Below are 24,198 nucleotides of genomic sequence, written 5' to 3'. Positions count from 1 at the left end.
TCCTTCAGAGCCGGGGCATGGCCTCCCCGGGCGCCGGCTCCCGCCGCAGCTCCAGCCAGAACAGGTAGCCGCGCAGGTAGGCCTCCAGCCCGTCGTCGATGTACGCGACGAAGTCCCGGTGGCCGTCTGCGGCGTCGTGGTAGTGCGGGACGTACTGCGGGTTCTCCGCGTAGGAGGACCACTCCGCGGCCGCGGCCACCGCCCACTCCCGCACCCGCCCGCGCTCCCGCCACCACGTGCGGACGCCCTCGGGGGTCCAGTGGTCGTCGCCGTCCCAGGCGTAGTTGTTGTACAGCTCCCAGCCGGCGGCGGTCACGAGGGCCTCGGTCTCCCGTTCGTTCACCGGCTGGCGGAAGACGAACTCGTGGAAGTCGTCGAAGGCGACGTGGTCGGGTGCATGGTGGCGTCCGAACTGCATGCAGTCGGTGTCGGCCCCGTAGAACGGGCCCGGGACGTTGCGCCAGTTCCGGTCGGCCCACCCGCCCTGGAAGACGGGCGTGCCGAAGACGGCGTAGGGCGAGCCGTCGAGCGAGAGGAGACGGCGGGCCGTGGGCACCGGGTCCCAGTAAGGCGTGATCACCGGGCCCATTCTGTGCGGCGACCGATGAGTCGGTCGAGGCCCGCAGGTCAACATCTCGTGGAGACCACCCGACTCGTGCTGCCCGGATCCGGACCGACCGCGCGCGACACCGCCGCGCTGTGCGCACGCCTGGCCCGGCTCTACGAGGACGGGGCCGCGGCCGTGGAGTGCGACGCCTCCGCCGTCACCGCCCCGGACCTCGCCGTCGTCGAGGCGCTGGCGCGGCTGCGGCTCGCCGCGCGCGGGCGGCCGCTGCGGGTGACCGGGGCCGGGCCCGCGCTGCGGGCCCTACTGGCCCTCGCCGGACTCCTCCAGCTGCTCGGGGAGGCCGAAGAGCGGGAACCAGCGGTCGGTGTCCAGGAACGCGTTGAGCCCGGCGATCCGCCCCTGTGAGATCTCCAGGACCTGCAGCGCCCACGGAGTCCAGCCCGGGGCCCCGTCCTCCCGCGGCCGGTACTGCCCGAAGGCCGGCAGGCCGTTCGCCGTGGTCGGGACCAGGCGGGAGCCCTTGCAGCCGATGCCCTGGTTGAGGTGCCAGGCGGCGATGTCCTCGTGGCCCCGGAGCCACAGGTCGAACGGCGGCATCGACAGCACCGCGTCCTCGTGCAGCAGGGTGGTCAGCCGCGAGATGTCGTACGCCTCGAAGGCGGAGAGGTACTGCTCCAGCAGCTTCGCCTGCTCCGCGTCCAGCGGGTCCGCCGTCTCGCTCTCGCGCATCCGGGTCGCCGACATCGTCGCCCGGGCCCGCTGGAGTGCGCTGTTCACCGAGGCCACCGTCGTGTCCAGCAGGGTCGCGACCTCGTCCGCCTTCCACGCCAGCACCTCTCGCAGGATCAGCACCGCGCGCTGCTTCGCCGGCAGGTGCTGCAGCGCCGCCACGAACGCCAGCCGCACGGACTCCTTCGCCAGCGCCATCTCCGCCGGATCGGCGGTCTGCGGCAGCACCCGCCCGTCCGGCACCGGCTCCAGCCACGTCACCTCCGGCCGCTCGTTGAGCACGGCGGACGCCTGGTGCTGCGGGGCGCCGAGGTCCATCGGGCGGGCCCGCTTCTTCCCCGCGCTCAGCAGGTCCAGGCAGACGTTGGTGGCGATCCGGTACAGCCACGAGCGCAGCGAGGATCTGCCCTCGAACTTCCCGAAGCTGCGCCAGGCGCGGACGTACGTGTCCTGCACCGCGTCCTCGGCGTCGAAGGAGGATCCGAGCATGCGGTAGCAGTAGCCGGTGAGCTCGACCCGGTAGCGGTCCATCGCCGCGTCCAGGTCGGATTCGATGTCCGTGGCGACGTCAGTCATGGCTGTCTTCCCCCAGTCGGTCCGATATCTCGAAGCTACCCGAGGGGTCTGACAACGGCAGCCGCACGGAGCCCGCTACGTACCCGGCTTGCGGCCGTAGACGTACACGTCGTCGCCCTTGGCCAGCAGGTTCCAGTACGCCTTGGCGTCCGCGGACCGCATGTTCACGCAGCCGCCCGACCCCGGCGGGTTCCACATGCTCTTCTCCACCGAGTGGAAGGCGATCCCGCCGTCGAAGAACTGCGCGTACGGCATCGACACGTCGTAGATCGTCGACCAGTGGTCGATGCTGCGGTAGTAGATCCGCTTCAGCCCGGTCCTGGTCTCGGTGCCGTCCTTCCCGGTGCGCACCGGGACCGGCCCGTACCTGAGGGTGGCCCCGTCCTGGACCCAGCTGAGCTGGCGGGTCAGGTCGACGCAGGCGATCCGGCCCAGGTTCACCGGGCACTGCCCGTCCTTGTTCGGGGTCGTGCCCGCCGCCCGCTGCGCCAGCATGGTGCTCATGGTCTGCCAGGTCAGCGGCCCGGCGTACCCCGCGGTCGGGGTGATCCCGTGCTGCGCCTGGAAGGCCTTGACCGCCTGGCAGTCGGCCGCGGACTGCCACCCGTCGACCGGCCGCCCCAGGAACTGCTCGACCTGCCGCTGGTACGGCCCCGTGGTCGCGTTGCAGGAGCCGGCGGCCCGCGCCGTCCCGCCCCCGCCGGCCGCCAGCGGGACCGCGAGCACCAGCGCCCCGCAGAACACCGCCGCCGCACGCCTCCCGGCACGCCGTGGTCCCGGACGAACCCGTCCCGTACGCATCCACCCCGTACGCATCCGCATCAATGTCACGTCGTACTCCCTCCCACCCCCACTCCTTCCCGGCGGGGAGGGGCAACGCGCCGGAGCCCGGGGCGGCTTGCGCCTCCGGGCTCCGTAATTCCGCTCGTACCGATGCCGTACGCACCGGTCCCCGGGCGGTCGTATCAGCGTGCGGCGGCCAGCGAACCGTGGCGCCGCTCGGCGCGCGCCGCGTGCGAGCCGTACAGGGTGATCGACACGACGCCGAGCACGGCCAGCAGCGCGATGCCCACCGTCGCCGCCCAGCCCGCCGAGTGGTAGGCGAGCGCCCCGAGCGTGCCGCCCGCGCTGGAGCCCAGGTAGTACGCCGACTGGTACAGCGCCGAGGCCTGGGCGCGCCCCGACGTCGCCGTCCGGCTCACCGCGGCGGACGCCACCGCGTGGCCCGCGAAGAACCCCGCGGTGATCAGCACCAGCCCGACCAGGATCGCGGCCAGCGAGTCCGCCAGCGACAGCAGCAGGCCCAGCGCGGTCGTGGTCACCGCCAGGTACAGCGCCCCGCGCCGCCCCGCCCGCGCCACCAGCTGCCCGGCCGCCGCCGAGGAGACCGTACCGACCAGGTAGATCAGGAAGATCGACCCGATCACGCCCTGCCCGAGGGAGAACGGCTCGTCGACCAGCCGGTAGCCGATGACGGTGTACACGGCCCCGAAGACGGTCATGAACAGCGCGCCGATCCCGTACAGGCGCAGCAGCAGCGGATCCCGCAGGTGCCCGGCGACCGTACGGCCCACCGCGCGCGGGTTCAGCGACGCCGGGCGGAAGAACCGGGCCCGGGGGAGCAGGACGAGGAAGGCCGCCGCGCAAGCCAGCGCCATGACGCCGACGGCCAGCAGACCGCCCCGCCAGCCCCACGCCTGGGCCGCCCAGCCGGTGACGAGCCGGCCGCTCATGCCGCCGATGGAGTTGCCCGCCACGAACAGGCCGATCGCGCCCACCAGCGCCTTCGGCTTGACCTCCTCCGCCAGGTACGCCATCGCGGAGGCCGGGATGCCCGCGATCGCCGCGCCCTGGACGGCGCGCAGCACCACCAGCCACTCCAGGTTCGGCGCGAAGGGCACGAGCAGGCCGACGCCGACGGCGACCAGCATGGAGACCGTCATCATCCGGGTCCGGCCGAAGCGCTCGGAGAGCGCGCTGAGCGGCAGGACGAACAGGGCGAGGGCGCCGGTGGCCGCGGACACGGTCCAGCTGGCCTGACCCGCGGTCACCCCGAACCCGTCGGAGATCGCGGGCAGCAGCGCCTGGGTGGAGTAGAGGAGGGCGAACGTCGCGAGTCCGGCGGCGAAGAGCGCGAGGCTCATCCGGCGGTAGCCGGGGCGGCCGGGGGCGTGGGCTTCCGGTGCGGCAGGAGACGACGGGGTGGAGGCACCCGTGGTGACAGGTGCCCCGGTATGAACGGGAGGCATGCAAAGACCGTAGACCCGCCCCGTTTCATGCGTCCAATGCACAGAATCGCGATAATCGATCCACTGGTGCATGACCGCAGCTCAGAAGGGTGCCTGTCAATGAACCGTTACGAAGAAGACATGGCAGTGACAGGTTTGCTGGCTCCGCGCCTGGCGTATTTCGCCGCCGTCGCCCGCCACGAGCACGTCACCCGGGCCGCGCACGAGCTGGGCGTCCCGCAGTCCACCCTCTCCCGCGCCATGGTCCGGCTCGAACAGGACCTCGGCGTCACGCTGTTCGCCCGCAAGGGCCGCACCGTCGCCCTCACCACCGCCGGCCGGACCTTCCTCTCCTCGGCCGAGCGGGCCCTCGCCGAGATCGCCCGCGCCGCCGAGTCGGTGCAGCTGGACGCCGATCCGGCCCTCGGCAAGGTGGCGTTCGGCTTCCTGCACACCCTCGGCTCCGAGACCGTGCCCGGGCTGATCCGCGCCTTCCGCGTCGACCACCCGCGCGTGCGCTTCTCCCTGGTGCAGAACTACGGCGAGGCCATGCTGGAGAAGCTGCGGGCCGGCGAGCTCGACCTCTGCCTGACCTCACCGGTCCCGGACGCCCCCGACCTGGTCGCCCGCCGCCTCGACGAGCAGCGGCTGCGCCTCGTCGTCCCCGACGACCACCGGCTGGCCGGCCGCAAGCGCATCCGCCTCGCCGAGGCCGCCGACGAAACCTTCGTCACCCTGGAGGCCGGGTACGGCCTGCGGCGCATCACCGACGACCTGTGCGCGGAGGCCGGGTTCACCCCGCGGGTGGCCTTCGAGGGCGAGGAGGCCGAGACCCTGCGCGGCCTGGTCGCGGCGGGGCTGGGCGTGGCCCTGCTGCCGCCCCCGGCCGTGGCCCGCCCCGGCGTGGTCGAGCTGACGGTGACGGCTCCCCGTGCGGTCCGCGAGATCGGCGTGGCCTGGCTGGACGGCCACCCCGACACCCGCCCGGTGGCCGAGTTCAAACGCTTCCTCCTCTCCCGCCGCGGCCGGCTCATCCCGGAGCTGTAGGCCGGGCCCGCACCCCGAAATCCGTTGGACCGTCCGCCACTCGGGCCGCGACAATGCGCGGACACCGGTGGCGAGGGAGAGCTTGTTTGGACGTGTTCGTGTGCGCCGGGTGCGGTGCGGAGCTGACGGCGCCGGTCTCCCGGGTCGCCCTTCCCGTCCACACCCGTTACGGGGCACGGGAGAAGCTGCATCCCCCGCTCATGGAAGCGGCGACGTACGCCGTGGACCCCGAACCCTCCGGAGCGCCCTGGCGGTTGCCGGACGGGGCGGAGGCCGCCGCCGGCGGGCCGGCGCACCCGGTCCCCTTCGCGGCGCGCGACCGGATCGTCATCGCACCGGGCGACTCCCGGGGCATGGCCCTGATCCCCGAGAAGTACGCGGGCTACTGCTGCGGCGTGGACGGCCGCGAAGGCCCCAACCTGGCCTGCGAGGGCTGCGGGCGCGCCGTGGCCACCCGGATCGACGACTGCGGGTCCTGGCAGGCGGTGTGGCTGGAGCCCGACGCGGTGCACCGCCTGACCTCAGGCCCGCCCGCCGCCGCGCCGCCCGACTGGGACGACCTGGCGCGCGACCTGCGGCGCGTCCCGCCCCTCGAAGAGGACGGGTGGTGGAGCCCCCGCTGGGAGGCGGCGGTCGGGGTGGCGCTGGCCCATCTGGTGGTGGCCTGCGAGCGCCGGCCCGTGGTCCTCCCCGCCGGTCCCGTCGCGGAGTTGCTGGCCGGAGCCGTCGCCTCGGTCCTCCCGGCCGAGGTCCCCGCCGGAGCCGGAGCCGGAGCCGGCGCCGCCGCCGGACTCCCGCCCCTGACCCTGGGCCTCGCCGGGCCGGGGATCCCCGCACCCCGGCCCGCCCCCGACGTCCTCCTCGTCCCGCGCCACCCGCTGAGCGGGGAACCGTGGCGGCCCCCGTCCGGCGCGCCGGCCGTCGTACCGCTGGACACCGGGGTCTGGGCGTACCTCGCCCAGCCCGGAGAGACCTCGCCGACACCGGTGACCGGCACCCTGCCGGCGGGAGTCCTGCGCGACGACTACCCCGTGCGGCCCCGGCCGAAGTGGCGCCTGGAGGTCCACCGCCGCGCCTTCGCGGACACCCTCGCCCGGCTGACCGCCGCACGGCCCCACCCGGCCGCGGCCGCTCAGTCCGCTCAGCCCGCCCCGCCCGGATCGCCGGCACCGGCCGCACCGGCCGCACCGGCCGGATCGGGAGCGGGAGCCGCCGTCGGGGCGAGCAAGTAGCCTGCCTGGAAGCGGGACTTGGCGCCCGCCGCCCGCATGATCTCCGCGATGTGGCGCTGGCAGGTGCGCTCCGACATGCCGAGCCGACGGGCGATCACCTTGTCCTCCAAGCCCTCCGCGAGCAGCCGCACGATCATCTGCCGCAGCTCGTCCGAGAGCGAGCGCGCCGCCTCCGGACCGACCGTCGTCGGGAACGGCTCCGCCGCCACCCACGACCGCTCGAACGCCGCCGCCATGAAGTGCACCACCGCCGGCTCCCGCACGACCAGCGCCGCCCCGGCGCGGTCCGGCACCGACATCAGTCCCGTCCGCCCGTCGAAGACCAGCATCCGCATCAGCCCGTCGCCCAGCGTCCGCACCTGCGCGCCCAGCGCCGTCACCCGCTCCACGTACGCCGCCGTGGGCCGCGAGTAGCGCGCCGTGTGCTGGTAGATCGTGCGCATCCGCACCCCGCGCGCCAGCAGCGACTCGTCCCGCCCGATCGCCTCCTCCAGCGTCTCCACCGCCCGGCCCCCGCCCGGCTGCGAGGTCAGCAGCTCCCGCCGGCACCCCGCGACCAGCTCCGCGATCAGCCCGCGCACCGCCCCCAGGTCGGTGACCAGCTCCAGCCCGTCCGGCCCCGAGCCGTTCCGTTCGAGGTGCGCCGCCCCCGCCTCGTACGCCGGGACCAGCGCCTCCAGCCGCCCGCGCAGCCGGTCCATCTCGTCGTGGGTCTCCCGTACGAGCAGGGCCAGCGGGGCCAGCGCCCGGGCCGCCGCCGCCCGCGGCGCGACCGCGCTCCACCGGTCCGCGCCGCCGCCGGGGGCCCGCTGCAGCAGATGCGCGGCCGCCAGCTCGGTGATCGCCGCGGCCGCCCGCGCCCCGAGGTCCCCGGTCGCCTCCGCCTCGGCGAACGAGTGCCGCTCCACGGCGTACGCGTACAGCCGCCGGGCGGCGCGGCTCAGGTCGCCTCCGGACGGCGGGTCGGCTTCGTCGGCTGGCATATGCATATTCGTCCCGGCTTGTGGATGTTTATAAACCCCTCGTGTTCCCGCAAGGCGGCAAGACGACGCCCGATCGGGCGACGAGGGCATATGCCGAACCGGCACAGTGGTGACACCGGGTGAAGGGGGAACGCGGTGACGGGGGAGCGGGAGCGGGCAAGGCGGACCGGGCGGGGGCCCATGGCGGTCCTGCTGAGCCCGCGCCCCGCCGTGGTGGCCGCCGCCCGACGGGCGGGCGTGCGCACCGTGGTGGTCGCGCCGGGTCCGCCGGCGCCCTCCGACCGTGAGGGGGCGGAGCGGCGGGTGCCGGCGGACTGGCGCGACCACGGCCGGCTGGTCGGCGCCGTCGGCCGGCTGGACGACGTCCGCCGCGGGCGGGCCCGCGTCTTCGGCTTCGACCCCGCCGCGGCGCTGGCCGCCGCCCGTGCCAACGAGGAACTCGGCCTGCCCGGCACCCCGGCCACCGCCGTCGCCGCCCTCATGGACAAGGCCGTCCTGCGGGCCCGATCCAACGCGTTACACGCAGCCAGGCCCGTCTCCTTCGTCCGCTGCGGCCGCGCCTCGCTGATCCCCTTCCTCGCCGCCCTCATCGGCTTCCCCTGCGTGGTCAAGCCCCGGTCGGGCTTCCTCGGCGAGGGGGTGCGGCTGGTGGCCGGACCGGCCGAGGCGCAGGCCGCCGTCCACGACTACCCCGAGGTCACCGACCTCCTCGTCGAGGAGTACCTGGAGGGCCCCGAGCTCGCCGTCGAGGCCCTCTCCCGCGGGGGCCGCCACCGCGTCCTCGGCTGGACGCGCCGGATCCCCGGGCCGGGGCCGGCCGCCACCACCGCCACCGGGCACGAGCTGCCCGTCGCGCTCCCCGCCGACACGGCCGCGTCCGTACGGGCCCTCGTGCGCGGGGTCCTCGACCTCGCCGGACACCGCGACGGCCCCTCCCACACCGAGCTCGTCCTCACTCCGCACGGCCCCCGCCTCATCGAGGCCCACGCCCACCCCGGCGCCGAGGAGCTCGTCCAGCTGCTCAGGCTCGCCCACGGCACCGACGTGCTCTCCCTCGGCCTCGCCGCCGGGCTCGGGCTGCCCGAGCCGGTGCGCCACCCGCGCGCCGCGCACGCCGGGCTGCGGTACGTCGACTTCCCGCCCGGCACCCGCGCCGAGCGGGCCGGCTCCGGGGCGGCCGCCGCCCGCGCCGTGCCGGGCGTGTTCCGGGTGGGGCTGGAGGTGCCTCAGGGGGCCACGGTGCGCGGGGCGCCGACCGGCTCGCTCCACCACGCCCACATCCTCGCCACCGCCGCGACGGCGGGCTCCCTGGCCCGCGTACTGGACCGGGCCGCGGCCCTGCTCGGCGGCCGACCGGGGCCCCTCACCCCCGATTCACGCGGGATTCACGTACCGCCGCCACCCTGGAGGCATGGCCCTCACGAGGCGTGAAGCTCTGGCGACCGGGGTGTCCGGCGCCGCCGCGGTCACCACCCCGCACCTGTCCGCGCCCTCGGCGGACACCCGGATCCTGACCGGCACGATTCCCCCCGGCGCCCCGGACTTCGTGGAGGTACCCCTCGACGTACCGCGCGGCGTGCGCGAGTTGAGAGTGGCGTACACCTACGGCAAGCCGCCGGTACCGCCCGGCACCCCCGGGAACGCCCTCGACATCGGGATCTTCGACGAGCGCGGCACGGCCCTCGGCGGCCGCGGCTTCCGCGGCTGGTCCGGCGGCGCCCGCGGCGAGTTCTTCCTCCGCGCCGACGACGCCACCCCCGGCTACCTGCCCGGCCCGATCGGCGCCGGCCGCTGGCACGTCCTGCTCGGCCCCTACACCGTCGCCCCGCAGGGGCTCCCGTACGAGATCACCGCGCGCTTCGCCTTCGGCGAGCCGGGCCGCACGCCCCGCCCGGTCTACCCGCCCGGGCGGGCCCGGGGCCGCGGCCGGGCCTGGTACCGCGGTGACTGCCACATCCACTCGGTGCACTCCGACGGGCGGCGCACCCCGGCCGAGATCGCGGCCCTGGCCCGCGCGGCCGGCCTGGACTTCATCAACTCCTCTGAGCACAACACCCACAGCGCGCACGCCGCCTGGGCCGACGCGCTCGCACCGGACCTGCTGATCATGACCGGCGAGGAGATCACCACCCGCACCGGCCACGTCCTGGCCGTCGGCACCGACCCCGGCACCTTCGTCGACTGGCGCTACCGGGCCCGCGACAACCGCTTCGGCCGGTTCGCCCGTACGATCCGGGGCGCCGGCGGCCTGGTCGTACCGGCCCACCCGCACGCCACCTGCATCGGCTGCGCCTGGAAGTTCGGCTTCGCGGACGCCGACGCCGTGGAGGTGTGGAACGGCCCCTGGACCCCGGACGACGAGGTCTCCCTGGCCTCCTGGGACGCCACCCTGCGCGGAGCCGACGGCGAGCGGTGGCTGCCGGCCGTGGCCAACAGCGACCACCACCGCGATCCGGACCGCGTCGGCGGCCCGCAGACCGTGGTCCTCGCCGAGGACCTGACCCGGGAGGCGGTCCTCGCGGGGATGAGGGCCGGGCGTGCCTACGGGGCCGAGTCCGCGCAGGTCTCGGTCGCCTTCGAGGCGGTGGGCCCGCGCGGGGAGCACGCCGGGATCGGGGAGTGCCTGCGGGCGGCCCCGGACGCGGACGTGACCGTACGGCTCGCGGTCACGGGCGCCCCGGGCTGCGAACTGCGGCTGGTCACCGACCAGGGCCTGGCCGTGGCCTCGTCGGACGCCGCGCTGGAATGGCGCACCACACCGGCCCGCTCGGCCTACGTACGGGCCGAGGTCCGCCACCCCGCAGCCCTCCCGCCGCTGCCGGGCGCCCTGGCGGCGTTCACGAACCCGGTGTGGCTGCCCGCGGGGTGAGGCGGGCGCGGTGGGAGCGGCGGGTTGGGAACGGCGGGGGTCAGGAGGCCGGCTTCGCGTACTGGGCGAAGCCGGTCCAGTCGACCGCCACGCACGGCTCGTCGCCGACGACCCAGGCGTCGTGCCCGGGGTCGATCTGCATGAAGTCGCCGGGCCCGTACTCCTCGCCGGTCCCGTCGTCCATGACGACCTTCATCCGGCCGCTCACCATGTAGCCCGTGTGCGCGGCCTGGCAGCTGTCCGTGCCCGCCAGCGGCTTGACGTGCTCCGACCAGCGCCAGCCCGGCTCGAAGACCGCGCGGCCCACGGCGCCGCCGTCGGTCCGGATGAGGTCGAGCCTGCCCATGCCGTCCGCGAAGGGGCGGGTCTCGTCGGCCCGGTCGAAGCTCTTGCGCACGATCGCGGCCATACCGCATCGCCTCCCGCAGACATGTGCCCCGAGTCCACTCCTCACTCTACGCCCGGCCGGCCCGCCGGCCCGTCCTGCGCTCCCGCCCGCTCAGCCCCGCAGCGAACACCCGAAGCCCGTCGCGAGCGGCATCCGCAGCCCCAGCGGCGGCGGCGCCGCCAGGGCGTCCGTCACCGGGCGTGAGAACCGCCCGGAGAACATCGCCCCCAGGACGAAGTCCACGGACAGCGCCACGACTTCGGCCCGGTGCTCGCGCAGCCGGTGGCCGTCCGAGTGCACCTCGAACCGGCAGGTGGAACGGTTCGCCTTCTTCGCCTGCGCCGCCAACCGAAACGATGCTTCGGGGTCGCTGTGCGCGTCGTTCGTCCCGTGCACGATCAGCACCTGGCGGCCCGACAGCTGTTTCACCGGTTCCGGGGAGTCCGGCGAGACCACCTCACCCAAAGAAGGGGCGAGCGCCAGCACCGCGTTGACGGCTTCGTGGCCCGCCGCCCGCAGCGCCGCCCGGCCGCCCGCGTCGTACCCGGCGAGGCAGACCGGCACGTCCCCGTACCTGCGCACCGCCTCGTCCGCCGCCCACCGGGCGTCGTCCTCCCGGCAGGCCCCCCTGCCGTGCAGCACGGTGTGCGTGACCAGCCCGTCCGGCCCGCCCGCCCGGACCAGCGCCCGCGCGAGCGGACGCACCGGACCGGTGGAGAATCTGGAGGTGCCGGGGAGTAAGAGGACGACTCCGTTGACCGTGTTGCCTTCTGAGACCGACCCGTTCGCGCCGGCCGCCCGCCCCAGGCGGGCCCCGCGCGCCGGCGGCGCATGCTGTGCCATGGCGGAACAGTCTCAGACTGACAGGTGTACGCGACCCGTCCGTACGGTCTCTGTTACGTATCGACCCCTGTCGCCGACGCGTTGCTCTACGCGCGTAGGAGTAGAGTGCCCGGATGACGAGCGAGACCCTCAACCTGCCGACCCCGGATCAGATCCGCCGCTCCCCGAAGGTGCTGCTCCACGACCACCTCGACGGTGGCCTGCGCCCCGGGACCATCATCGAGCTGGCCCAGGAGGCCGGCTACGAGAACCTTCCCGAGACCGATGCCGACAAGCTCGGCATCTGGTTCCGCGAAGCCGCCGACTCCGGCTCCCTGCCGCGCTACCTGGAGACGTTCGCGCACACGTGCGCCGTCATGCAGACGAAGGCGGCCCTGTTCCGCGTCGCCGCCGAGTGCGCCGAGGACCTGGCCGAGGACGGCGTCGTGTACGCCGAGATCCGCTACGCGCCCGAGCAGCACCTGGAAGCCGGCCTGACCCTCGAAGAGGTCGTCGAAGCCGTCAACGACGGTTTCCGCGAGGGCGAGCGCCGCGCGAAGGCCAACGGCCACCGCATCCGCGTCGGCGCCCTGCTCACCGCGATGCGCCACGCCGCCCGCGCGCTGGAGATCGCCGAGCTGGCCAACCGCTACCGCGACAACGGCGTGGTCGGCTTCGACATCGCCGGCGCCGAGGCCGGGTTCCCTCCCACCCGCCACCTGGACGCGTTCGAGTACCTCAAGCGCGAGAACAACCACTTCACCATCCACGCGGGCGAGGCCTTCGGCCTGCCGTCGATCTGGCAGGCCCTGCAGTGGTGCGGCGCCGACCGCCTCGGTCACGGCGTGAAGATCATCGACGACATCGAGGTCGCCGCCGACGGCTCGGTGAAGCTGGGCCGGCTGGCCTCGTACGTCCGGGACAAGCGCATCCCCCTGGAGATGTGCCCCACCTCGAACCTGCAGACCGCCGCGGCCGCCTCGTACGCCGAGCACCCGATCGGCCTGCTGCGAAAGCTGCACTTCAGGCTGACGGTCAACACCGACAACCGCCTGATGAGCGGCACCAGCATGAGCCGCGAGTTCGAGCACCTGGTCGACACCTTCGGCTACACGCTCGACGACATGCAGTGGTTCACCGTCAATGCGATGAAGTCCGCGTTCATTCCTTTCGATGAACGACTGGCCATGATCAATGAGGTCATCAAGCCCGGTTATGCGGAGCTGAAGTCGGAATGGCTGTTCCAGCAGACCGCTTCGACCAGCGGTTCTGTCCTGGCCTAGGCCATGGCGTAACAGACGGAAAGCGCCCGGGAGGATCAATTCCCGGGCGCTTTCTCGTATTTACGTATGTTTGCGGGCGGGGGTTTGAAGTGACTAGTTTGCGGAGCCGCTCAATTCCCCGTCGCAAGGACTAAATCTTCATGAAGAAGTCAGCTGCCAAGACCCTCGGTGCCGCCGCCCTCGGCGCCGCCTTCGTCGCCGCCGCCGCGGGCTCCGCCTCGGCCGCCGTACCGGCCATCGGGCTCTCCGACGCGCTGGGCACCGTGACCGGCGCCGCTCAGGGACTCACGAGCCAGCAGCAGGTGAGCCCCGAGGGTGGTCAGCAGCAGAGCGACCCCGCCGCCCCCCTCAACCAGCTCACCGACGCGGTCGGCCCGACCCTCGGCGGCCTGCCCATCGGCGCCCTCGGCGGAAGCTGATCCCCGCCTGATCGGTCCGCGGATCCGTCCGCGGATTTTCGTACGCGCACGCACGTGGCGCACGCCGGTTCGATCGGGTGTGTGCCACGTCGTGGCGTGTGCCACGATCACCACCAACTGCCCGCCGACGCACTGGGTATGAGGTCATCGGTCATGCGCTTGAAGGCACGAGTCACGGTCGGAGCGGCCACCGCCGCCCTGCTCCCCGCCCTCCTCCTGGGGGCCGTGGGATGCAGCAGCAACAAGGAAGCCGCCCCCGCGGCGGGCAAGACGCCCGACCCCAAGGGCTCCGCCCCCGCGGGCTCCGCCTCCGCGTCCCCGGGCTCCGCCCCGAGTGGCGCCGCCGCGCCCAAGGCCGGGGCGAGCAAGCTGGAGCGCTCCGCGCTCGAACAGGGCGATCTGCCCGGCTACCAGGTCTCCGCACAGGGCAAGAACCCGAACGCCCCCGACGGTCAGCCGCAGGCCGACCGCAAGGCCTGCCAGCCCCTGGCCGACATCATGGGCGACAAGCCGGACCCGGCTGCCCGCGAGACCGTCAACCGCGGCATCGGCTCCCAGAAGCAGGTCGGACTCGCCGTCTCCGCCTCCGTCAGCTCCTACGCCGAGAGCGACGCCAAGGCGCTCATCGCCCGTCTCAAGAGCGCCGTCGGCGCCTGCGGCACGGGCTTCTCCGCCACCGTCGACAAGCAGAGCGGCAGCTACCGCGACGTGCGGGCGAGCGAGTACAAGACGGCCGGCGACGAGACCGTCAGCTGGACCACCACCGCGGCCGCCCAGGGCGTCTCGGCCCAGGTGCACGTGGTCGTCGTCCGCCAGGGCGCCACCGTCGTCCGGCTGATGGCACTCAACGTCGCAGGGGCCCAGCAGAAGGCGCTGGTCCCGCAAGAGGTGGCCGACAAGCAGCTGGAGAAGGTCCGCGGCGCGAGCTGACGGCGCCGGCTTCACGGCCCGGCCCGGCGGCCCGTCCCGACCCGGCGGCCCGTCCCGTCCCGGCCCGACTCCGACCGTCCCGGCCCGACCCTGACCACCCCGGGTGTCCGCCTCTGCCGCTTCACCAGGCGTTCGAGGCGGACTTCTCGTTGGGCAGGAGCAGCCACAGCGCCAGATAGATCAGGAACTGCGGTCCCGGCAACAGGCACGAGACGACGAATATGACGCGCATCGTGTTCGCGGATATTCCGAAGCGGCGCGCCAGTCCGGCGCAGACGCCGCCGATCCAGCGGCCTTCACGGGGGCGGACAATGGCGCTCATGGGGTCTCCTCTGTGGCATCCGGCGGGAGGTTTCCCGCGATGCCTCAATACTCCCGCGGCACCGCCGACAGAACGTCGGTCCAAGGTCCGAGCCCGACCCTGGGAATTCTCGGGGTGGACCCCTGAGAGGACTGCTCGGAGCGGCGCGAGCGCCGCAGCCGCGCCCGCAGCGCCGGTACGACGGCCACGTGCGCGAGGACGACGCCCAGCCCGTTCAGCAGCACCGAGTCCACGTCGACCACCTGCCCGGGCACGGAGCTCTGGAGCATCTCGATGAGGAGCGAGACCAGCACGCCCGCGGCGGCGGTCCGGCCCAGCGAGGACCACGCGGCCAGCGGCGAGGGCGCCAGGTTCCCGTTGGCGAGCGGCAGCAGCACCCCGAGCGGGGCCAGCAGCGCCAGCGCCTCCCCGATCCGCCGGGCCGCCTCGAGCGGTCCGTACGAGAGGTCCGCCCGGATCCCCTCCAGCGGGGTCAGATTTGCCGCGGCCGCCCAGGGCACGTCCAGGGGGCGCAGAGTGAGCCAGCCGACGAGCAGGAGGTGGGCGATCAGCAGCCCCCCGCCCAGGAGCCGGAGCCGGAGGTGAATGGCGGTGGCGGCACTGCGGCCGACCTCGTTGCGCTGCACATGTGCGAGGACGCAGGCCCCGGTGGCCGCGGTTCCGGTCGGATCCTGTGAGCGGGCTCGCATCCCCCCGTACGGGGGCCGGTCCGGGCCCGCGGAGCCCCTCGGCGCCGGTCGCAGGCCGCCGGCGCCCGCCCGCCGCCGGCGTCAGCCGATGACGAGCAGCACGATCAGGAACACCGCGCCGAGGGCGGCGGGGGCGAGGACCTCGTACGACCACCGCACGCGCACGCCGCCCTGGGCACCGGCCCGCGAGGCGCCGCGCTCGGCCAGCTCCCGCAGCTCGTTCACGACCTGGTCGGCCTGGGCCCGCTGCGGTTCGGCGGAGGCGGCCGGACCGGACGCGCCGGGCGAGCCCTTGCCGGTGGCCCCGCCGCGGCGGGAGAGCTCCTGCTTGGTCTGCTGCCGGCTCGCCTTCTTCCGCTCGCGCAGCGAGACGGGGACGGACCACAGCTGGTACTTCGACCCCCCGGCCAGCACCTCCGCCGAGTACCCGGCGCGCACCGCGTCCACGGCGCCCCAGGGCAGCTCGATGACCCGGAAGGGGTTGCGCACGCGCAACCGGTCGTCATTGGCGAAGACGGCCGGGCGGATGGTGAACGCCACGATCAGCGGTACGGCCAGCAGGGCGATCGCCGCGGCGAACCACGGGGCGCTCCCCGATCCGCGCACGATGGCGTCCCCGCACAGCCACGCGATGAGCGCGAGCAGCAGGACCCCGGTGACCACGGCCATGGGGGAGCGGTAGACCCGGTCTTCGTACGCCGGCTCTTCAGGGGGCTGCTGGCTGCTCATGAGGCCGATTCTGCCTCACGTCATCTCAGCCGACGAGATCGGCGTACACGATGATGTTGTCCGGCCGGTGGCCGTCGGTGATCTCGCCGCCGCAGGTGATCAGCCGCAGCTCCGGGCGCGCGGTGTTCCCGTACACCTTGTCGGTCGGGAAACGCTTCTTGTCGACCTGTTCCAGCGCGCGCACCCGGAAGACGGCGGCGCCGCCGTCGGCCCGGGAGACGGTGATCTCGTCGCCGGGGTGGATCTTCGCCACGTCGCGCAGGACGGCCGGGCCGCGCACGGTGTCGAAGTGCCCGATGAGGACGGCCGGGCCCGTCTCGCCCGGGGTCACGCCCTTGGAGTACCAGCCGATCCGGTCCCCGTCCGCGACGGAGGGCACCTCGACGCTGCCGTCGGCGGCCAGGCCCAGCTTCAGCAGCGGGCCCGTGTCCACCCCGGCCGCGGGGATCCGTACCCGTACGGGCTCGGAGGCGGGCATCGGGGCCGCGGGCGCGGCCGGAGCCGTCGGGGCGGGCGGGGCCGGCGCCCCGGTCGCGGCGATGCGGGGGGCCGGCGGGAGCGCCGGGGCGCCCGCCGCGCCCGCGCAGCCGGTCAGGGCGGCGAGGGCGAGCGGAGCGAGCAGCACGGCGGCGAGGGGGGTGCGCAGGCGGCGGGACATGGGGATGCTCCGGGGAAACGTGCCCGGCGGGCCACCGTGGAGGCGGCCCGCCGGAAGGGGTGTGGTGGGTGCGGTGGTGCGTGGCCCGAGGAGGGGCGTGATGTCCTGCGGTGCTGCACGTGCTGCCTGCGCTGCACGCACGGCACGTGCTGTCCGCGCAGCCGGTGATGCGGGGGAGGCGCAGGGGGCGTGCCTCCCGGCCGTCACCGGAGTGGGTCAGGCGCGGTGGTGGGCGCGGCGGTTGCGGGCGGCCCATGCAGCGCCGAGCCCGGCGAGGATCGCGACCAGACCGGCGCCGGCCGCCAGGGTGGTGGTGTCGTCGGTGTCCTCGGCGGCGATCTCGGCCCCGGCGGCCACGCCGCCCTGCGGCACGACCAGGGTCTGGGCCCCGCCCTGGGGCTTTGCGTCGACGACGGGCTTGGCGGCGGCCGTCACCGTCGGCGTCGGCTTCGGCGCGGGCTTGTCGGTTCCCTTGTCCTCGACGACCTCGTAGTTCGGCTTGCAGCCCTTGGGCAGCGCCGGGAAGGAGGTCCGGCCGAGCGGGGTGCCGCCGCCCTGGGTCTTCCACTCGAAGCCGGGCGCGGCGCCGCTCGGGTTCACGATGCGGGCGATGATGCCGGCCGACTCGGGCAGCGACGGGTGGCTCCGGTCCAGGATCCGCCAGGCGGTGTCCTCGCCGGCGCCCCACAGCTCGGCCCGCGGGCCGTCGGGGGACATGAACAGCTTGGCGCTCATGCCGGCGCCGATGTTCTGCGACTTCTCGGCCGAGCAGACCTGGCCGGCCTTGCCCTCGGGCAGCGGGTAGGACTTGGCCACGCCCTTCGTGGTGACCACGAGCACCGGGGCGGCCGTCTCCGCCTTGGTGAGCTCGAAGGAGGCCCCGTACGCCTCGGCGGTGGTCTGCCCGCGGGTCAGCAGGCCCACCACGTGCAGCATGTAGTTGTCGCCCGGCTTCCACTGGTCGCCGACGTAGCGGATCCAGGCCTCCGGGCCCTCGGCCTCGTTGCGCAGCACCGCGACCATCCCGTTGCCCACGTAGACCGCCCGGCCCTCGTAGCGCCCGTTGTCCTCGGAGGACGCGACGGCCTGGGGTGACGCCGCCGGCTGCGGTGCGGTCGCGGCGATGGCGGTCGCGGCCGGCGCGAGGAGGGCCCCGGCGAGGGCGGCGGTGACGATCGAGGTGCGGAGGGCGGAACGCATAACGACTCCTTGAAGCATGTGTCGCGGGCAGGTGGGAGAGTCGCATGCCGCGTTTTCTCTTTCGGGGCGTTCATCCGGTGAGGTCTGGCGGGCTGCTGAAGAGAAATTTACGTTTCCTGTTCGACTGGACCATGAGGTTCCTGTCTTCGCCACGTAACAGGAAAAGCGGAGGTCAGCGGTCCGGAGATGGGGCCGATCGGTGATCCCGGCCGCGCCCGGATGTGCCGGAGTCCGCACATATGTGCGCCGGCGGGGGGTGACAGGCAGCTACGCGCGTAGATATGCTCATCTGGTGACCATGCCCACCACCCTCACCGCATTCGCTGACGTGACGACGTCCGACAGCGCGCTGCGCCGCTTCCTGCACGGGCTGCCCGGCGTAGACGCCGTCGGCCTGGAGGCCCGCGCGGCCGCGCTCGGTACCCGTTCGATCAAGACCACGGCCAAGGCGTACGCCATTGACCTGGCCATTTCGATGATCGACCTGACCACGCTTGAGGGTGCGGACACCCCGGGCAAGGTCCGAGCGCTCTCCGCCAAGGCCGTCAACCCCGACCCGACCGACCGCACGACTCCCATGACCGCCGCGGTCTGCGTCTACCCCGACATGGTGGCCACCGCCAAGGCCGCCCTGAACGGCGCCGACGTCAAGGTGGCCTCCGTCGCGACCGCCTTCCCGGCCGGCCGCGCCGCGCTGCCCGTCAAGCTCGCGGACACCCACGACGCCGTCGCCGCGGGCGCCGACGAGATCGACATGGTCATCGACCGTGGCGCCTTCCTCGCCGGCCGCTACCTGGAGACGTACGAGCTGATCAAGGCCGTCAAGGAGGCGTGCGTACGCCCCGACGGCACCGCCGCCCGCCTCAAGGTCATCTTCGAGACCGGCGAGCTGTCGACCTACGACAACATCCGCCGGGCCTCCTGGATCGGCATGCTCGCGGGCGCCGACTTCATCAAGACCTCCACCGGCAAGGTCGGCGTCAACGCCACCCCCGCCAACACGCTGCTGATGCTCGAAGCCGTCCGCGACTTCAAGGAGCAGACTGGAATCCAGATCGGCGTGAAGCCGGCCGGCGGCATCCGGACCACCAAGGACGCCATCAAGTTCCTGGTCCTGGTCAACGAGACCGTGGGCGAGGACTGGCTGTCCAACCACTGGTTCCGCTTCGGCGCCTCCAGCCTGCTCAACGACCTGTTGATGCAGCGCCAGAAGCTGAGCACCGGCCGTTACTCCGGTCCCGACTACGTGACGGTGGACTGATCACCATGGCATCCCTTTTCGAGTACGCACCGGCCCCCGAGTCGCGTTCCGTCGTCGACATCGCCCCCTCGTACGGGCTCTTCATCGACGGCGAGTTCACCGACGCCGCCGACGGCAAGGTCTTCAAGACCGTCTCCCCGTCGTCCGAGGAGGTCCTCTCCGAGGTCGCCCAGGCCGGCGCCGCCGATGTGGACCGCGCCGTCAAGGCCGCCCGCAAGGCCTTCGCGACCTGGTCCGCGCTGCCCGGCTCCGAGCGCGCCAAGTACCTCTTCCGCATCGCCCGGATCATCCAGGAGCGCAGCCGCGAGCTGGCCGTCCTGGAGACCCTGGACAACGGCAAGCCGATCAAGGAGACTCGCGACGCGGACCTCCCGCTCGTCGCCGCGCACTTCTTCTACTACGCGGGCTGGGCCGACAAGCTCGACCACGCCGGCTACGGCGCCAACCCGCGCCCGCTCGGCGTGGCCGGCCAGGTCATCCCGTGGAACTTCCCGCTGCTGATGCTGGCGTGGAAGATCGCCCCGGCGCTCGCCACCGGCAACACCGTCGTCCTCAAGCCCGCCGAGACGACCCCGCTCACGGCCCTGTTCTTCGCGGACATCTGCCGCCAGGCGGGCCTGCCCAAGGGTGTCGTCAACATCCTCACGGGTTACGGGGACGCGGGCGCGGCCCTCGTCGAGCACCCGGACGTCAACAAGGTCGCCTTCACCGGCTCGACCGCGGTCGGCAAGGCCATCGCCCGCCAGATCGCCGGTACGGACAAGAAGGTCACCCTGGAGCTGGGCGGCAAGGGCGCCAACATCGTCTTCGACGACGCCCCCATCGACCAGGCCGTCGAGGGCATCGTCAACGGGATCTTCTTCAACCAGGGCCAGGTCTGCTGCGCCGGCTCGCGCCTGCTGGTCCAGGAGTCGATCCACGACGAGCTGCTGGACTCCCTCAAGCGCCGCCTGAGCACCCTGCGCCTGGGCGACCCGCTCGACAAGAACACCGACATCGGCGCGATCAACTCCGCCGAGCAGCTGGCCCGGATCACCGCGCTCGCGGAGACCGGCGAGGCCGAGGGCGCCGAGCGCTGGTCCCCGGCGTGCGAGCTGCCGTCCTCCGGCTACTGGTTCGCCCCGACGCTCTTCACGAACGTCACCCAGGCGCACACCGTCGCCCGCGACGAGATCTTCGGCCCGGTGCTGTCCGTGCTGACGTTCCGCACGCCCGACGAGGCCGTCGCCAAGGCCAACAACAGCCAGTACGGCCTGTCCGCCGGCATCTGGACGGAGAAGGGCTCGCGCATCCTCGCGGTCGCGAACAAGCTCCGCGCCGGCGTCGTCTGGGCCAACACGTTCAACAAGTTCGACCCGACCTCGCCCTTCGGCGGCTACAAGGAGTCGGGCTTCGGCCGCGAGGGCGGCCGCCACGGCCTGGAGGGCTACCTCGATGTCTGATCAGTCAGCGGCGTCCCGCCTGCATGTCTTCAAGACCTACAAGCTGTACGTCGGGGGCAAGTTCCCCCGCTCCGAGAGCGGCCGGGTGTACGAGGTGACGGACTCCAAGGGCAAGTGGCTGGCCAACGCCCCCCTGTCCTCCCGCAAGGACGCGCGTGACGCGGTCGTCGCGGCCCGCAAGGCCTTCGGCGGCTGGGCGGGCGCGACCGCGTACAACCGCGGGCAGATCCTCTACCGCATCGCCGAGATGCTGGAGGGCCGCCGCGAGCAGTTCGTCCGCGAGGTCGGCGAGGCCGAAGGCCTGTCGAAGTCGAAGGCGGCCGCGGTCGTCGACGCGGCCATCGACCGCTGGGTCTGGTACGCGGGCTGGACCGACAAGATCGGCCAGATCGTGGGCGGGGCCAACCCGGTCGCGGGCCCGTTCTTCAACCTCTCCACCCCGGAGCCGACGGGCGTCGTCACGGTCGTCGCCCCGCAGGACTCCTCGTTCCTGGGCCTGATCTCGGTGATCGCCCCCGTCATCGCGACGGGCAACACGGCGGTCGTGATCACCTCGGAGAAGTCCCCGCTCCCCGCCCTCTCCCTGGGCGAGGTGCTGGCCACCTCCGACCTGCCGGGCGGCGTCGTCAACATCCTGTCCGGCAAGGCCGCCGAGATGGGCCCGCACCTGGCGTCGCACCAGGACGTCAACGCGATCGACCTGGCGGGCGCCGACGCGGCGCTGGCCAAGGAGCTGGAGGTCGCGGCCGCCGACAACCTCAAGCGCGTCCTGCGCCCACAGCCTGTGGACGACTGGAGCGCCGACCCGGGCACGTCGCGCATGACGGCGTTCCTGGAGACGAAGACGGTCTGGCACCCGACGGGTTCGCTGGGCTCGGGCGGATCCTCGTACTAGGAGATCCCCCTCCGGAACCGGCCCCGGCAGCGTCCTCGCTGCCGGGGCCCTTTCGCGCCCCGGCAGCGCCGCGGCTACGGCTGCTTCTTCGGCGTCAGCGGGCCGAGCAGCGAGGAGGCGGCCGCACCCGGCAGCTCGCCGACGGACGGACCCTGCGTCAGGATCCCCGTGACCATGGTCGTGCCGACCGCGGGGAAGTCGGCGACCCGGGTGGCCACGCCGTTGTCGAGCGGGTCCACGCCGGTGTGGGCCAGCGGGTTCACCTTGAGGTTCGCGATGGGGTCGGTGACCCCCGCGAGGGCCGCCGGAACCGAGAGCTCGCCGGCCTGGGCGCCGCCGGCGGCCATGGCCAGGGCCGCGCCCGCCATGGAGAGCGTGAGGCCTGCGGGGCGCAGCGTGGAGCTGCCGGGGGCTGCGTGACGTGCCATGGGGATCCCACCTGAGGTCGTAGTCGCGTGCGCACGCAGCGTAGTTGAGGTGTGATCCTCGATACCAACCGGGCACCGGAGGCATCCCCTGCGCGGGGGAATGGTTCACACTGGTGTCCCGTGAGCTCCTCCTCTCCTTTGCCTACGCGTGTCGTCCTGTTGACCGGACCCTCGGGCTCCGGCAAGTCCCGGCTGGCCGCCCGTTCGGGGCTGCCCGTGCTGCGCCTGGACGACTTCTACAAGGAGGGCGACGACCCGACCCTCCCGCTGGTCGAGGGCAGTTCCGACATCGACTGGGACTCCCCGCTCTCATGGGACGCGGACGCGGCGGTCTCGGCGGTGGCCGACCTGTGCCGGTCCGGGCGCACCGAGGTCCCGGTGTACGACATCGCCACCTCCTCCCGCCGGGGTACGGAGACGCTGGACATCTCCCGCACCCCGCTGTTCATCGCCGAGGGGATCTTCGCGGCCGACGTGGCGGCGCGCTGCCAGGAGATGGGCCTGCTCGCCGACGCGATCTGTCTGCGGGGACGTCCTTCCACGACGTTCCGCCGCCGCCTCGCCCGCGACCTGAAGGAGGGCCGCAAGTCGGTGCTCTTCCTGCTGCGCCGCGGTCTGCGCCTGATGAGGGCGGAACGGGGCATCGTGGCCCGCCACATCGCCCTGGGCGCGCACGCCTGCGGCCGCGACGAGGCGCTGGGCCGGCTGGCGGCCTGCGCGGCGGGCCGCCACCGCACGGCTGCCCCGGCCCAGGCGGCGTAACCGGCCCCGCCGGCACCCCGGACATGCGAGAAGGCGGGACCACGCGGACCCCCGGCCGCCCGATCCCGCCTTCTCCCCCCGCAGGCCCCCGCCCCACCCCCGTAGGACGGGCCCCCTGGCCCATGGTCTGTGGTGTGCCGCGTTACGCGACGAGCTCCTCGAAGGACTCCGCCTCGTCGCGGCCGAAGCTCAGCACCTCGTCGTCCCGCAGCCGCCGCAGCGAGCGCCAGATGCTCGACTTCACCGTGCCGACGCTGATGCCGAGGATCTCCGCGATCTCCGGGTCCGTACGGCCCTCGTAGTACCGCAGCACCAGCATCGTGCGCTGCGGCTCCGGGATGCGGGCCAGCGCCTGCCACAGCACCGCGCGCAGCTCCGTGCCCCGCATCGCGTCCGTGTCGGAGGCCGTCTCCGGCAGCTCCTCCGTCGGGTACTCGTTCAGCTTCCGGCGGCGCCAGGCGCTGATGTGCAGGTTCGTCATCGTGCGCCGCAGGTACCCGCCGACCGCGGCCTTGTCGCTGATCCGGTCCCAGGCGCGGTACGTGGAGAACAGCGCGCTCTGGAGCAGGTCCTCGGCCTCGTAACGGTCACCGGTCAGGTGGAAGGCCGTCGCGTAGAGGGCGGCCCGCCGCTCCTGGACGTACGCCGTGAACTCGGCCTCCGAGGTGGCGGAGAGTTCGGGCGTGCGCTGCACCGGGACGGCGGATGCCGACTGGTACGTGTTCGCGTCGATGGCCACCGTGTGCGCCGGCCGCGGACGGGCGACCGTCACCGTACGGACACCTGCCCGGCGGTTCACATCGTGCAGCCGCGTGACAATCGCGCTGGTGGTGGTGCTGTGCAGCGTGTTCATCTCGCGCCCCCCGTCGTGGAGTCTGCTTCGGATCCTGCTCGGTTTCGTTGGTAAAAGACTGCCCGGCCGACTTAACCGGGGTGTCCGCCGACTGTCACAGGCCTGTCACAGCGACTCCGGCGGGTCCCCCCGTGCGAGCCCCCGCAGGATCCCCCGCCCCCGACGGTCGAACTCCGAACGGTCGATGGGACAGAATGAGCCCGTGCCTTTCCTGTTGCTGATCGAGGACGACGACGCCATCCGCACGGCCCTCGAACTCTCCCTGTCTCGCCAGGGCCACCGTGTGGCCACTGCGGCGACGGGCGAGGACGGCCTGAAGCTGCTGCGCGAGCAGCGGCCGGACCTGATCGTGCTCGACGTCATGCTGCCCGGGATCGACGGCTTCGAGGTGTGCCGGCGGATCCGCCGCACCGACCAGCTGCCGATCATCCTGCTGACCGCCCGAAGCGACGACATCGATGTCGTCGTGGGCCTGGAGTCGGGGGCCGACGACTACGTCGTCAAGCCCGTCCAGGGCCGGGTGCTCGACGCCCGGATCCGGGCCGTCCTGCGCCGCGGGGAACGGGAGGCCAGCGACTCCGCGATGTTCGGCTCCCTGGTCATCGACCGGGCCGCGATGACGGTCACCAAGAACGGCGAGGACCTCCAGCTCACGCCCACCGAGCTGCGGCTGCTCCTGGAGCTCAGCCGCCGGCCCGGCCAGGCGCTCTCCCGCCAGCAGCTGCTGCGCCTCGTCTGGGAGCACGACTACCTCGGCGACTCCCGGCTCGTGGACGCCTGTGTGCAGCGGCTGCGCGCCAAGGTCGAGGAAGTGCCGTCCTCGCCCACCCTCATCCGTACCGTCCGTGGTGTCGGCTACCGGCTGGACTCGCCGCAGTGATCAAA

At 73.3% G+C, this 24,198-nt stretch carries 27 protein-coding genes; 13 read left to right on the top strand and 14 right to left on the bottom strand.

Translation table 11 applies throughout. From position 1 onward, the window contains the following. Positions 1–4: 4 nt before the first annotated feature. Complete coding sequence (locus tag ACFY1T_RS02565; protein WP_390786653.1) at positions 5–580, bottom strand: ferredoxin; 576 nt, start codon at positions 578–580, stop codon at positions 5–7. 57 nt (positions 581–637) lie between these two features. On the opposite strand from ACFY1T_RS02565, the gene ACFY1T_RS02560 reads away from it, so the two are divergent. Then, positions 638–973: an STAS domain-containing protein gene (locus ACFY1T_RS02560; protein WP_051805545.1), complete on the top strand. Its 336-nt coding sequence runs from the start codon at positions 638–640 to the stop codon at positions 971–973. Here the strand turns inward: ACFY1T_RS02560 and ACFY1T_RS02555 are convergent. From ACFY1T_RS02555 to ACFY1T_RS02545, 3 genes are all read right to left on the bottom strand, one after another. Then, positions 869–1,873, bottom strand: a complete 1,005-nt coding sequence (locus ACFY1T_RS02555; RefSeq protein WP_390786652.1) for a sigma-70 family RNA polymerase sigma factor — start codon at positions 1,871–1,873, stop codon at positions 869–871. The two genes, ACFY1T_RS02560 and ACFY1T_RS02555, sit on opposite strands and share 105 nt — an antisense overlap. A gap of 75 nt (positions 1,874–1,948) precedes the next feature. After that, positions 1,949–2,674, bottom strand: a complete 726-nt coding sequence (locus ACFY1T_RS02550; RefSeq protein WP_390786953.1) for a L,D-transpeptidase family protein — start codon at positions 2,672–2,674, stop codon at positions 1,949–1,951. A gap of 164 nt (positions 2,675–2,838) precedes the next feature. Next, positions 2,839–4,122 (bottom strand): MFS transporter, encoded by a 1,284-nt coding sequence (locus tag ACFY1T_RS02545; protein WP_229336804.1) that lies wholly within the window; start codon positions 4,120–4,122, stop codon positions 2,839–2,841. 63 nt (positions 4,123–4,185) lie between these two features. Here ACFY1T_RS02545 and ACFY1T_RS02540 point away from each other — a divergent pair, with 63 nt between their 5' ends. Next, complete coding sequence (locus tag ACFY1T_RS02540) at positions 4,186–5,148, top strand: LysR family transcriptional regulator (RefSeq protein ID WP_390786952.1); 963 nt, start codon at positions 4,186–4,188, stop codon at positions 5,146–5,148. A gap of 92 nt (positions 5,149–5,240) precedes the next feature. Continuing rightward, complete coding sequence (locus tag ACFY1T_RS02535) at positions 5,241–6,380, top strand: hypothetical protein (RefSeq protein ID WP_390786951.1); 1,140 nt, start codon at positions 5,241–5,243, stop codon at positions 6,378–6,380. On the opposite strand, the gene ACFY1T_RS02530 is transcribed toward ACFY1T_RS02535, so the two are convergent. Then, positions 6,290–7,363: a helix-turn-helix domain-containing protein gene (locus ACFY1T_RS02530; RefSeq protein ID WP_390786651.1), complete on the bottom strand. Its 1,074-nt coding sequence runs from the start codon at positions 7,361–7,363 to the stop codon at positions 6,290–6,292. The two genes, ACFY1T_RS02535 and ACFY1T_RS02530, sit on opposite strands and share 91 nt — an antisense overlap. Positions 7,364–7,543: 180 nt before the next feature. Here ACFY1T_RS02530 and ACFY1T_RS02525 point away from each other — a divergent pair, with 180 nt between their 5' ends. Together ACFY1T_RS02525 and ACFY1T_RS02520 are read left to right on the top strand one after the other, a co-directional pair. Continuing rightward, the gene (locus tag ACFY1T_RS02525) at positions 7,544–8,794 is read left to right on the top strand and encodes an ATP-grasp domain-containing protein (RefSeq protein ID WP_390786650.1); all 1,251 of its coding nucleotides are present in this window, start codon (positions 7,544–7,546) and stop codon (positions 8,792–8,794) included. Next, positions 8,775–10,232 (top strand): CehA/McbA family metallohydrolase, encoded by a 1,458-nt coding sequence (locus ACFY1T_RS02520; protein WP_390786649.1) that lies wholly within the window; start codon positions 8,775–8,777, stop codon positions 10,230–10,232. Before ACFY1T_RS02525 ends, ACFY1T_RS02520 begins: the two co-directional genes overlap by 20 nt. A gap of 40 nt (positions 10,233–10,272) precedes the next feature. Here the strand turns inward: ACFY1T_RS02520 and ACFY1T_RS02515 are convergent, their stop codons facing one another. Continuing rightward, positions 10,273–10,641, bottom strand: coding sequence for a cupin domain-containing protein (locus ACFY1T_RS02515; protein ID WP_390786648.1), 369 nt, complete (start codon positions 10,639–10,641; stop codon positions 10,273–10,275). A 90-nt stretch (positions 10,642–10,731) separates the two neighbouring features. Beyond that, on the bottom strand, positions 10,732–11,463 hold the full coding sequence (locus ACFY1T_RS02510; RefSeq protein WP_390786647.1) for an alpha/beta hydrolase: 732 nt from the start codon (positions 11,461–11,463) through the stop codon (positions 10,732–10,734). Between the two features lie 113 nt (positions 11,464–11,576). Between ACFY1T_RS02510 and ACFY1T_RS02505 the strand changes: the two genes are divergently transcribed. The 3 genes from ACFY1T_RS02505 to ACFY1T_RS02495 all read left to right on the top strand — a co-directional run bounded on the left by ACFY1T_RS02505 (position 11,577) and on the right by ACFY1T_RS02495 (position 14,074). Next, positions 11,577–12,725, top strand: a complete 1,149-nt coding sequence (locus ACFY1T_RS02505; protein ID WP_030865341.1) for an adenosine deaminase — start codon at positions 11,577–11,579, stop codon at positions 12,723–12,725. A gap of 140 nt (positions 12,726–12,865) precedes the next feature. Further along, positions 12,866–13,144 carry a hypothetical protein gene (locus ACFY1T_RS02500; protein ID WP_030865344.1) on the top strand — a complete coding sequence of 93 codons (279 nt, stop codon included), beginning with the start codon at positions 12,866–12,868 and terminating at the stop codon, positions 13,142–13,144. A 153-nt stretch (positions 13,145–13,297) separates the two neighbouring features. Then, entirely contained in the window at positions 13,298–14,074 is a 777-nt protein-coding gene (locus ACFY1T_RS02495; RefSeq protein WP_030865348.1) for a hypothetical protein, read from the top strand. Positions 14,075–14,195: 121 nt separating this feature from the next. Here the strand turns inward: ACFY1T_RS02495 and ACFY1T_RS02490 are convergent, their stop codons facing one another. The 5 genes from ACFY1T_RS02490 to ACFY1T_RS02470 all read right to left on the bottom strand — a co-directional run bounded on the left by ACFY1T_RS02490 (position 14,196) and on the right by ACFY1T_RS02470 (position 17,672). After that, positions 14,196–14,396: a PspC domain-containing protein gene (locus ACFY1T_RS02490; RefSeq protein WP_030865353.1), complete on the bottom strand. Its 201-nt coding sequence runs from the start codon at positions 14,394–14,396 to the stop codon at positions 14,196–14,198. 44 nt (positions 14,397–14,440) lie between these two features. After that, complete coding sequence (locus ACFY1T_RS02485; protein WP_390786646.1) at positions 14,441–15,022, bottom strand: VanZ family protein; 582 nt, start codon at positions 15,020–15,022, stop codon at positions 14,441–14,443. Positions 15,023–15,166: 144 nt separating this feature from the next. Further along, complete coding sequence (locus tag ACFY1T_RS02480) at positions 15,167–15,814, bottom strand: PH domain-containing protein (protein ID WP_390786645.1); 648 nt, start codon at positions 15,812–15,814, stop codon at positions 15,167–15,169. A 25-nt stretch (positions 15,815–15,839) separates the two neighbouring features. Further along, on the bottom strand, positions 15,840–16,472 hold the full coding sequence (locus ACFY1T_RS02475; protein ID WP_390786644.1) for a class F sortase: 633 nt from the start codon (positions 16,470–16,472) through the stop codon (positions 15,840–15,842). A gap of 216 nt (positions 16,473–16,688) precedes the next feature. Further along, a complete protein-coding gene (locus ACFY1T_RS02470) occupies positions 16,689–17,672 on the bottom strand; it encodes a hypothetical protein (protein WP_390786643.1) in 984 nt (327 codons plus the stop codon). A gap of 298 nt (positions 17,673–17,970) precedes the next feature. On the opposite strand from ACFY1T_RS02470, the gene deoC reads away from it, so the two are divergent. The 3 genes from deoC to ACFY1T_RS02455 are packed head-to-tail and all read left to right on the top strand — an operon-like array spanning position 17,971 to position 21,270. Then, positions 17,971–18,933: a deoxyribose-phosphate aldolase gene (deoC, locus tag ACFY1T_RS02465; protein ID WP_229345139.1), complete on the top strand. Its 963-nt coding sequence runs from the start codon at positions 17,971–17,973 to the stop codon at positions 18,931–18,933. Between the two features lie 5 nt (positions 18,934–18,938). Continuing rightward, a complete protein-coding gene (locus tag ACFY1T_RS02460) occupies positions 18,939–20,375 on the top strand; it encodes an aldehyde dehydrogenase family protein (RefSeq protein WP_390786642.1) in 1,437 nt (478 codons plus the stop codon). Next, the gene (locus ACFY1T_RS02455; RefSeq protein ID WP_390786641.1) at positions 20,368–21,270 is read left to right on the top strand and encodes an aldehyde dehydrogenase family protein; all 903 of its coding nucleotides are present in this window, start codon (positions 20,368–20,370) and stop codon (positions 21,268–21,270) included. Before ACFY1T_RS02460 ends, ACFY1T_RS02455 begins: the two co-directional genes overlap by 8 nt. A 74-nt stretch (positions 21,271–21,344) precedes the next feature. Here the strand turns inward: ACFY1T_RS02455 and ACFY1T_RS02450 are convergent, their stop codons facing one another. Next, the gene (locus ACFY1T_RS02450; RefSeq protein WP_390786640.1) at positions 21,345–21,698 is read right to left on the bottom strand and encodes a hypothetical protein; all 354 of its coding nucleotides are present in this window, start codon (positions 21,696–21,698) and stop codon (positions 21,345–21,347) included. A 54-nt stretch (positions 21,699–21,752) separates the two neighbouring features. Here ACFY1T_RS02450 and ACFY1T_RS02445 point away from each other — a divergent pair, with 54 nt between their 5' ends. Beyond that, positions 21,753–22,460, top strand: a complete 708-nt coding sequence (locus ACFY1T_RS02445) for a uridine kinase (RefSeq protein WP_390786950.1) — start codon at positions 21,753–21,755, stop codon at positions 22,458–22,460. A 142-nt stretch (positions 22,461–22,602) separates the two neighbouring features. Here ACFY1T_RS02445 and ACFY1T_RS02440 read toward each other — a convergent pair whose 3' ends face one another. Beyond that, positions 22,603–23,313, bottom strand: a complete 711-nt coding sequence (locus tag ACFY1T_RS02440) for a SigE family RNA polymerase sigma factor (protein ID WP_030865377.1) — start codon at positions 23,311–23,313, stop codon at positions 22,603–22,605. 202 nt (positions 23,314–23,515) lie between these two features. Here ACFY1T_RS02440 and afsQ1 point away from each other — a divergent pair, with 202 nt between their 5' ends. Beyond that, on the top strand, positions 23,516–24,193 hold the full coding sequence (gene afsQ1, locus ACFY1T_RS02435) for a two-component system response regulator AfsQ1 (RefSeq protein WP_199813692.1): 678 nt from the start codon (positions 23,516–23,518) through the stop codon (positions 24,191–24,193). The last annotated feature ends 5 nt before the right edge of the window (positions 24,194–24,198 follow it).

The organism is Streptomyces sp. NPDC001194 (genome assembly GCF_042896985.1).
Classification (GTDB): domain Bacteria; phylum Actinomycetota; class Actinomycetes; order Streptomycetales; family Streptomycetaceae; genus Streptomyces.
The sequence above is the reverse complement of the archived record's forward strand: the minus strand, read 5'-3'. Positions and strand labels throughout refer to the sequence as shown.

Bases quoted from the DNA above. Each gene is read 5' to 3' on its own strand.
- ACFY1T_RS02555 (WP_390786652.1), bottom strand. From the start codon at position 1,873: ATGACTGACGTCGCCACGGACATCGAATCCGACCTGGACGCGGCGATG.
- ACFY1T_RS02550 (WP_390786953.1), bottom strand. From the start codon at position 2,674: ATGCGTACGGGACGGGTTCGTCCGGGACCACGGCGTGCCGGGAGGCGT.
- ACFY1T_RS02545 (WP_229336804.1), bottom strand. From the start codon at position 4,122: ATGCCTCCCGTTCATACCGGGGCACCTGTCACCACGGGTGCCTCCACC.
- ACFY1T_RS02530 (WP_390786651.1), bottom strand. From the start codon at position 7,363: ATGCCAGCCGACGAAGCCGACCCGCCGTCCGGAGGCGACCTGAGCCGC.
- ACFY1T_RS02525 (WP_390786650.1), top strand. From the start codon at position 7,544: ATGGCGGTCCTGCTGAGCCCGCGCCCCGCCGTGGTGGCCGCCGCCCGA.
- ACFY1T_RS02520 (WP_390786649.1), top strand. From the start codon at position 8,775: ATGGCCCTCACGAGGCGTGAAGCTCTGGCGACCGGGGTGTCCGGCGCC.
- ACFY1T_RS02515 (WP_390786648.1), bottom strand. From the start codon at position 10,641: ATGGCCGCGATCGTGCGCAAGAGCTTCGACCGGGCCGACGAGACCCGC.
- ACFY1T_RS02510 (WP_390786647.1), bottom strand. From the start codon at position 11,463: ATGGCACAGCATGCGCCGCCGGCGCGCGGGGCCCGCCTGGGGCGGGCG.
- ACFY1T_RS02505 (WP_030865341.1), top strand. From the start codon at position 11,577: ATGACGAGCGAGACCCTCAACCTGCCGACCCCGGATCAGATCCGCCGC.
- ACFY1T_RS02500 (WP_030865344.1), top strand. From the start codon at position 12,866: ATGAAGAAGTCAGCTGCCAAGACCCTCGGTGCCGCCGCCCTCGGCGCC.
- ACFY1T_RS02495 (WP_030865348.1), top strand. From the start codon at position 13,298: ATGCGCTTGAAGGCACGAGTCACGGTCGGAGCGGCCACCGCCGCCCTG.
- ACFY1T_RS02490 (WP_030865353.1), bottom strand. From the start codon at position 14,396: ATGAGCGCCATTGTCCGCCCCCGTGAAGGCCGCTGGATCGGCGGCGTC.
- ACFY1T_RS02480 (WP_390786645.1), bottom strand. From the start codon at position 15,814: ATGAGCAGCCAGCAGCCCCCTGAAGAGCCGGCGTACGAAGACCGGGTC.
- ACFY1T_RS02475 (WP_390786644.1), bottom strand. From the start codon at position 16,472: ATGTCCCGCCGCCTGCGCACCCCCCTCGCCGCCGTGCTGCTCGCTCCG.
- ACFY1T_RS02470 (WP_390786643.1), bottom strand. From the start codon at position 17,672: ATGCGTTCCGCCCTCCGCACCTCGATCGTCACCGCCGCCCTCGCCGGG.
- deoC (WP_229345139.1), top strand. From the start codon at position 17,971: ATGCCCACCACCCTCACCGCATTCGCTGACGTGACGACGTCCGACAGC.
- ACFY1T_RS02460 (WP_390786642.1), top strand. From the start codon at position 18,939: ATGGCATCCCTTTTCGAGTACGCACCGGCCCCCGAGTCGCGTTCCGTC.
- ACFY1T_RS02455 (WP_390786641.1), top strand. From the start codon at position 20,368: ATGTCTGATCAGTCAGCGGCGTCCCGCCTGCATGTCTTCAAGACCTAC.
- ACFY1T_RS02450 (WP_390786640.1), bottom strand. From the start codon at position 21,698: ATGGCACGTCACGCAGCCCCCGGCAGCTCCACGCTGCGCCCCGCAGGC.
- ACFY1T_RS02440 (WP_030865377.1), bottom strand. From the start codon at position 23,313: ATGAACACGCTGCACAGCACCACCACCAGCGCGATTGTCACGCGGCTG.